4 protein-coding genes are annotated in these 7300 nt (G+C 49.3%); all 4 read right to left on the minus strand.

The window, feature by feature from the left end; genetic code table 11:
* On the minus strand, positions 1–668 hold a 668-nt coding region (locus ACWA6V_RS14085; RefSeq protein WP_449523086.1), incomplete at its 3' end, for an alpha/beta fold hydrolase.
* 71 nt (positions 669–739) lie between these two features.
* Complete coding sequence (locus ACWA6V_RS14090) at positions 740–1837, minus strand: DUF2817 domain-containing protein (RefSeq protein WP_449523087.1); 1098 nt, start codon at positions 1835–1837, stop codon at positions 740–742.
* A gap of 175 nt (positions 1838–2012) precedes the next feature.
* A complete protein-coding gene (locus tag ACWA6V_RS14095; protein WP_449523088.1) occupies positions 2013–5750 on the minus strand; it encodes a proprotein convertase P-domain-containing protein in 3738 nt (1245 codons plus the stop codon).
* 83 nt (positions 5751–5833) lie between these two features.
* On the minus strand, positions 5834–7300 hold a 1467-nt coding region (locus ACWA6V_RS14100), incomplete at its 5' end, for a diguanylate cyclase (protein ID WP_449523089.1).

Raw genomic sequence — 7300 nt, forward strand, 5'->3', positions numbered from 1 at the left:
TGTAGCTGTAATGGCCAATTAAATCGCTGTGCGAGGTCTTTGCTTGCGTTGCAATTAACAAAGCGATCACCCGCGCTGGCGATAATCAATCCGCGCACCGTGCAACCTTGCTGCGGGCGAAATCGCGCAGCGGCACCCAGCATGCTAATGATGGTTGCGCGCGAAACCGGATGTTGCGTTTGAATCGCAAGCCACCGCTGCAAATGGGTATTGAAATTTACACGGTTATTACTGACATGACGCAACACCAAGTGTTCGCGCCAGCGAATGGGTAATAAGAGCGCAGCGATAATCGCCGGCCAGGCGCGCGGGCGCAAACGCCAGTGCAGGGGCTGATCGCCCGCACTCGAATTAATCAGAACTGTGCTGGCGAGCTCTTGCGGAAATTGCTGGGCCCAATTCAGCGCGATCATTCCTCCCATGGAAATGCCGATCACATAAACGGGTTGCGATATTTTTAATGCGTTGATTTGCGCGCGCGCGTAGTCGGTCATCTGTTGGATTGAGGCCAGCGCTGGCTGCTGAAACTGGCTACCGCAACCGGGAAAATCAATACAATGAATAGTCCAGCCACTGCCCAGTGTCTGGGCTAGTTGCTGGGGAAAATCCAGCCAGTGCGCCGCTTCGCGCGCGAGGCCGCGCAATAAAACCACATGTTTTTTCACCATTCGATGCTCATTCAAAACCGCATTTTTCAGAACCGCACTTTTCAGAACCGCACTTTTCAAAACTGCACTTTTCAAAACCACAGGCTCTTGGCCATTTGATTTAATATCCCGGTTTGTTTTTCATCGGGCAACCAATTGTGGTGATTGAGTGTGGCAGCCAACATAAAATCCAGCAACACAATATGGCGGCGCAACACCCGCGTATGGCGATGCTGAATTTGTGGGTTAAATAATCCTGCCATGTTGAATAATTGGCGCGGACTTTTTTTCACCCACAGCCAGGAACCCATCTCTAATGTGAGCGGTAAAAAGTGCGGCTGGTTTTGCGCGCGCGACTGATAATAAAAATAATCCCACAAATCGCCATGGGATAAATAATGAATCGATTGTGGTTCAAATAGATAGGTGTGGTTTGGGTAACTGCGCTCCCACAGCATTTTCATGGCGACATATTCGGCGATATTACCAATGGCTTTTTTGCGGTAGGCGTGCGGAAACCAGAGCCGGTCTTGCATGCCCAAACCTGAATGCAAATCGAGTACTGCCGCAAAAGGTCGATTAAAAACTTGTCGCTGGATTACATGTTCCAGTGCGATATTTTCTGCTTCCATCTGCCCGCGTTTGCGCCCGCGATACCAGGGCAGAAACGGCCCGAGGCGATGGCCACCGCCGAGCAGGGGCACGCGGCCTTCGGCGTCAATCGGCGCGTTGCGGTTTAGATCTACCCCGTTACCATTGGCACGCTGGTTTAAATACATGCCGACCGGATTCATAATCGGCATGATCACCAATTGCAGTTGTTGCAACTGCTGCTGCAAACCTGTATCCCATTGCAGGCGTTCCACCAGCGTTTGCAACCAGGCGATCAATACCTGGCTGCCAATCCGCTCAATACCGTGAATTCCGCCGGTGAATAGCATGGTGGGCGCGTTGGATGCACGCGAACCGAGCGTGAGTGAATAGAGTGGAAAATCCTTATCTTCATAGTGCAATGTTGCTTCGCAATTTGCGCGCAGCAGATTGCTGTGCTCGCGCATCAAGCGCTCCAGTTGCAACAACTCGGGAATTTTTTGTTTAAATTCTTTGCGTAATTCAGCGCTGCGCAGGGAGGATGAATCTATGTCAGTGGGCGCGGCGATATACGGTGGCGTGTGGTTCAGGTTGGTCATGTAAATACCGCTGCGATAAATCCTTGGTTGTCCAAAGCATAGCGGTTTTTGTTGCGCAGGTTTTTTACAGTTTTGTGACGGTACTTGATGGTGGTTGTGCTGATAGTGATGTTGAGCGAGCAGATGAAAAAATGCCGGAATAATCCGGCATTTTTTGAGAGACGTCTGTGTGTGGCTACTTGTCCGGCCAGCGGCGGCACATCACACATCCTGCAAGCAGTATCAGCAACAGCACATTTCCTGATCCACCACCACCGCTATTTCCACCACTATTAGTGTTGGGGGTGGACGAACGGCTGGAAGAGCTGGCTGCGACAGGCTTTTTCACCGTGATAGCGAATGTGTCTTCAGCACTAAAGCCGTAATAATCTTTCACTCTCATTTTGTAAGTAAACGTTGTTGGCTCTGCTACTTGCGGTGCAACAAATTGCGGTGTTGCTGTGGTGTCTTTAAGTAACGCCTGGATTGGCCCTCCTATTTGTTCATAATTAAAACTCAGTGTATCGCCATTGGCATCGCTACTGCCGGATGCATCGATGGTGATGGTTTGGCCTTCGTTAATGTTAAATGTTTTGTTCGCCAAGATGGCAATGGGGAATGAATTACTATGGTTGGGATCGCAATCGAATTCGTTGATGGCTTGCATCACAAACCACAACAGGCTGCCGCTATTGCCCGGTTTGGTGTCTTTGACGGTCAGTACCCAATTGCCATTGGGATTTTCTCCGTCAAAAGTTGATAGCGGCATTGCGGGTTGTATATCGTCGGGAAATTTATCGTTGATATAAGTTGGCAAAGTGTTATCAGGGTTCACCAACACAATTTCCGTTCCCGCCGGTGAGCGCAAGCTAATATGCAAATCAGCGGGGTTAGTGTGTTCCAATGAGAGGCGAATTTTATTGTTGGCCGCATTGAAGGCTTTGAAGCCTTCAATGTAAAGGTTTGTGCTAATACCATTGGTGTCATTATCCGGAATTTCGAGTAGGTCGCCCGCTGAGTATGACTGACTACTGAGTGGAAATCCTACGGTGACATGGGTGTTGGTTTCTTTTTCGGTCAAACCTTGGGTAGTGTTGTAGCGGTAGGCTATTTTCAGTGGTAATGAGCTGCCGCAGGCGGCTTGATCCGGCATAGTGAAATGTAATTGTCCTTTGTGTGTACTTAACGCGGGCAGGGTTGTCGGTGGTGCTGATTGGCGGATAGGCGAGATATCTTCTGGCGATGTGAGCGAAACGCTAATGTCGCTGATATCAGTTTGCGAATTATTGCGCAGCAGATAATCCATTTTGATGTTGGCGTTGCGGCTAAACGATGTCGCTCCCGTCGCTGAGGCGGCGGGTAAATAAAGTTGCGAAAACTGAATGCTATCCAGTGCAATAGGTTCAACCGGTTTGTTGTTGCATGTGGCTCCGGTAATGGTGCTTATACCCCAGGATTTTAGTAGCCCGGCTGGCGGGTTATCCAATGCAGGTTGCACAACTTCCAGCGTCCAGGTGCCGTTGGGGTTTTCACCTGCGAGTGGAGCAAAAATTTGCGCTGAACCAAAATCGCCTGGCACATTACCAATCACCTCTGATAACCAGGGAGTAATTCCGGTGATGGAAGTCGATGTCCCCGCTGGCGATATTAAGGTAATACTGGGGGCAAAAAACATGGAGATGCGCAGATCCAAATGCAAGGTGAAATGGTCCGTATTAATCGGCAGGCCGCTAACGTGTAATTCGCTGATAATTTTTTCGCTGCGCGCGCCAGGAATTTTTACATTGGGTTTTGTATCGATCTTGCTGACGACAGGTTCGCCCACAAGATACGACAATGTCTGTGCGATTTTTTTCGCTTGTTGGTTTTCGGGGTCGGTGTAATTGAGTTGTACAGAAAACTCTACATTGCTGCCGCAGGTAATATTCTGCCCGGCTTTGGCTCTGAGTTTGAGTGGTACGTAAGCGTTAGCTTCTACCGTCACTGGTAAAATAGCATCATTGGTCAGTGTTATGTCTGCTGTAGGCGAACTAACCTGTGGTGTTAAACCGCTAATAGTTTTGCTGCTGTTATTGTGCAGCTCCAGCGTTAAGCCCAGCTCGTCACCGGGTTGGATTTGGTTATTTAGCGCCGTGCCTGACAGGTGCGAGTTTTCAACAGAAACAGATTCCGGGAGTATTTTTTGCAGCACAAAATTGCTGCGGAAAACCTCGGCATGCATACCGTGCGGATGCATCTGGCGCGCAGTAATTACAATCGCGTTGGCCATTTCCGGCATGGTCATTTCACTGCCTAAACCAAAGTGCGCTTCCAATATAATTTTATCGACTTCTTCCCGTGAAATACCTTGCGCCATGAGGGTGTGTAGCGAGCGATATAACGGCGCCGACCAAAGTTCATCGGACCAATGATCGCCCACTTTTTCATGTGCTGCGTAAATTTTTCCCTGTTGGTAGCGAGTGTCGGTGCGCGTGACTAAACGGCCATCTTCCCAACAGGAATTAAACGCGATCCAGTTGCCCATACGCTCAGGGTAAAAAGTGGCGCCATTGGTAGTGGTCAGGCTGTAAGAGGCGGCCCAATAATCGGCAAAACCTTCGCCCATTGCACCGGTATCGCCACCATACCAATTGGGGTTGATCGAATAGTGAATAGCGTGGCCATATTCGTGCAAAATGACATCCGCATCTTCTGCCATGGCCGGACAATTTTCAGCCACACCAAAGCTGATTTGGTTGTCAAAACTACTATAAAAAGCATTGTGCATACCAAGTGCACCCTGCGCATCTATTGAAATGGGCGCGTACTGAATACCGGTATCATTTGCAAAACCGAGTGATTGAAGGTAGCGCTGGCTTTGGTCGATATGAAAATACGCCATTGCATCCTGAAACGCAGATTCATTGCGTTTGGCTTTCCAATTGCCATCCGTGGTTGTGCTGGGGGCGGTAACGGGATCTTCATTTTCTTCAATTTTTGCCCAAGGGCCGTTGAGGTGATAAACACCATCGACGAGTTCAATATCTTTAAGTGGGCGTGTGACATACGCCGCTTCAAATACTTCCAGCGGTGAATCAATCGTCAGTTCCAGATTTTGTAATGCCGTGATGGGGTCTGGATCAAATACGAGTGCCGTACCATCAACGCGCGTGCTGGCACGGGAGGTTTTTTTCATGCGTTTATTTTTTGCGGAAAAATTTGCCAATGCTTGCGCGTAGCTTGTGGTAACAGACGGTTGTTTCAATTGGGCTGGATCAAGCGTGCGTTGAAAATCGTGTGGCATAAACGCGGGGGTATCCAACCGTTCAATAGTCAGTATTGCGCCAGTGTTGGCATTGAGTGTGTATTCCCAATTGCCGGGTTTATCCGTGAGCAGGTTAACGCGGTACACCAACTGCGGTTTTCCTGCGGTTTCAATATAAACCAATCGTACAGTGGGCTTCGCGCCTAATTGGCTACCTGCTATTTGCAGCCGCCAAATTTTTTCTACTGCCGCATCGGCAGAAAGAGCGGGCGCTATTGAAGTGGTGCTGCTTTGGCTGATCAATGGTTTGGTGGTGTTATAAACTCGTACTACGTTTTTAGTTTGCAAATCCACGCTGATAATAATCTCAGCGCGGTCAACCGGCAGATTTTTAAATGTCTGTTGGAAATGATAATGGCGTGAATACAAACTCTGCCGTTGTTTGGCTAACTTCAGTGTTTCCGGCGCGTCCAACTGGTAACGCGCGGCATGCGCCACCAGAAATGCACGGGCAGATACTTCATCAGTGATTTGGCTGCTGGTAAAAAATGCCTGATAGGAATCCAAATTGGATGTGGGAAAATTGGTTGCTGCGAATGTGGGCGTGAATACCAATAAAAATGCCAAGGCGCATGCTGATGAAATTGCGCGATAAAAATCCTGATAAATCCTGCGAGTAAATCGAATCATTTGTTATTCCCTTTTCCATGTTTGTTATGGGTAAAGCGGAACAACTATAGGTGGATAATAAGGTGTTGGCAATTGGCTGGGTTTCAGTCCCACACCAGTGGTTTGTCAGTTGTTGTGATCACGGTTAATTCATTGTTCTCAATCATGGTTGGAAGATTGCTGCTGATGCGCAGATACAAACGGTCTTTATTAGTGTTGATAATCGTGTTGGCATTGGCAGCAATGCCAACACAGCGGTTACGTCCAGATTTTTTCGCGGCATAAAGTGCGCGGTCGGCGATATCGATCACTTGCTCCCAGGATAAGGTTGCAGGCTGTTCGGGCAGGAAGGGGAAGCTGGCAAAGCCCATCGAGCAGGTTTTTTTCAGGATGCCGCCATCGGGCAAGGTGAAATTATACTGCTCGATACTGTTGCGGATGCGTTCGGCCATAAGTGGTGCTTCATCGCGGTCGGCAAAGCGGCTCACAATTAAAAATTCTTCGCCGCCCCAGCGGACCACGCAATCGGATTCGCGACAGATTTTGGTCAGCACTTCCGAAAGCTGAACCAATAATTGATCGCCCGCTGCATGGCCGTGCGTATCGTTAACGGATTTAAAAAAATCCACATCCAGAATAAAAAAGGTGAGGTCGCGGGTATTTTTGCGCGGTTGACGATCGGGTGTTGGCGGTGCGTATTCGCGCTGGACTTTGGCGATGTCCATGGGAATTAATTTTTGTAAGTAGCGGCGATTATTTAATCCAGTGAGTGGGTCGGACAAACTGATCGCTTCCAGTTGGGCGTAAGCGCCTTCCAGCTCAGCATTTTTATGCTGCAGTTCAGCGGTGCGCTCTGCGACTTTCTGTTCCAGCTCTCGGCTGATCTTGCGCGCGATCAGTACTTTTTGATGCTGGCTGCGCACAAACAATAACAGCAGGCCGATGACGGTAGCGGCGTAAATGCTGTAGGCCCACCAGGTTTTCCAGGGCGGTGGCAACACAATCACCTGAATGCTGCGCCCCTGCTCGTTCCAAACGCCATCGTTATTACTGGCTTTCACCCGAAACTGATAAGTACCTGCTGGCAAATTGGTGTAAAGCGCCGTGCGTTGGTTACCTACTTCGCGCCAGTCGTTGTCAAATCCCTCGAGTTTATAGGCGTGCTGGTTTTTCTCGGTGTCGCGGTAATTCAGTGCGGCAAAACTAAATGAAATCATCGATTGCGTGTAATCCAGTGTGATGCTGTCGGTTTGGGTAATCACCTTCTCCAATAAGTTATCAGCACCATGAATCGCAACTTTCTGGGTGAATAAGCGGAAATCTGTAATCGCAACTGCAGGCGGTATTTTGTTTTGGTTGCTTTCGAGCTTATCAACATCAAAGAAATACAAGCCGTTGCGCGAACCGAACACAATTTCGTTGGAATCTGTAACTACAATCGCGTGGGAACACCCGGTTCGTGCGACGACGAACCGACCGGCCTCCGGCAGCAGGCCGGGACCGATCTCGCCGGTCGTGCGCTCGCCCACGGTCACGCGTATCGGACAGCCGATCAGGTCTGCATCGTTGAA

It is taken from the genome of Cellvibrio sp., from assembly GCF_053579595.1.

Excerpts from the sequence above, each read along its gene's own strand:
- ACWA6V_RS14095 (WP_449523088.1), bottom strand. The coding sequence starts at position 5,750 with ATGATTCGATTTACTCGCAGGATTTATCAGGATTTTTATCGCGCAATT.
- ACWA6V_RS14090 (WP_449523087.1), bottom strand. The coding sequence starts at position 1,837 with ATGACCAACCTGAACCACACGCCACCGTATATCGCCGCGCCCACTGAC.